Origin of the sequence: Cryobacterium sp. TMS1-20-1 (genome assembly GCF_004402355.1) — a bacterium.
GTDB classification, from domain to species: Bacteria; Actinomycetota; Actinomycetes; order Actinomycetales; family Microbacteriaceae; genus Cryobacterium; species Cryobacterium levicorallinum.
Window position 1 is genome coordinate 1 of the sequence record NZ_SOGF01000035.1, and the last position, 1009, is coordinate 1009.

Annotated in this window: 1 protein-coding gene; it reads left to right on the top strand. The window is 61.4% G+C overall.

Annotated elements, in window-relative coordinates:
* The coding region (locus tag E3O45_RS07890; RefSeq protein ID WP_134442904.1) for an IS256 family transposase at nt 1-971 on the top strand (971 nt) is incomplete at its 5' end.
* Between the last annotated feature and the right edge of the window lie 38 nt (nt 972-1009).

The window sequence follows — 1009 nt, forward strand, 5'->3', positions numbered from 1 at the left end:
ACATGATCATCTCGCTTTATGCCGGCGGGATGACGGTGCGCGATATCCAGCACCACCTCGTCTCCACGATCGGCACCGAGCTGTCCCACGAGACGATCTCGAAGATCACTGACGCGGTCCTTGACGCGGTCCTGGAATGGCAGCGCCGCCCGCTGGAGGCGCTCTACCCGGTGATCTATCTGGACGCGCTGATCGTCAAAGTTCGGGACGGCGGGCACGTGCGCAACAAGGCCGCGCACATCGCTGTCGGCGTCGACATGGACGGCATCAAGCATGTGTTGGGCATCTGGGTGCAGGATACCGAGGGTGCCAAATTCTGGGCCAGTGTCTGCGCGCAGCTGGCCAACCGCGGCGTGAAGGACGTCCTCATCGTCTGCTGCGATGGCTTGACCGGGTTCCCCGAGGCGATCGAAACGACCTGGCCGCAAGCGACCGTTCAGACGTGTGTCGTGCACCTGCTGCGGGCGGCGTTACGGTTCGTCGGCTACAACGATCGCCGGGCCGTCGCGGCCGCGCTCAAGCCGATCTATACCGCCGCTGACGCCGAGACGGCTTGGGACGCCCTGACCGAGTTCGCGGCGTCGCCGCGGGGCGTGAAATACCCCACGGCCGTCAAAACGTTCGAAGATGCCTGGGAACGTTTCACCCCGTTCCTCGCGTTTCCGCCCGAGCTGAGGCGGGTGATTTACACGACGAACAGCATCGAATCATTGAATTTTCAGCTGCGGAAAGTAACTAAGAATCGTGGCCACTTCCCCAACGACGACGCCGTCATCAAGATGCTCTGGTTGGCCATCTGCAACATCGAAGACAAGCGAGCCCGCGACCGAGCCAAGGAACGAGGTCGAGCCGCAGGCGTCAAACGCAACGCCGAAGGCCGCCTCGTCGAAGGCCAAGTCACCACGAATTGGAAGCAAGCCCTCAGCCAGCTCGTGATGATTTACCCCGACCGAATCAACCCCCACCTCTAACCAATTCCCAACACTTACACAAAAGATTTGACAGGCTC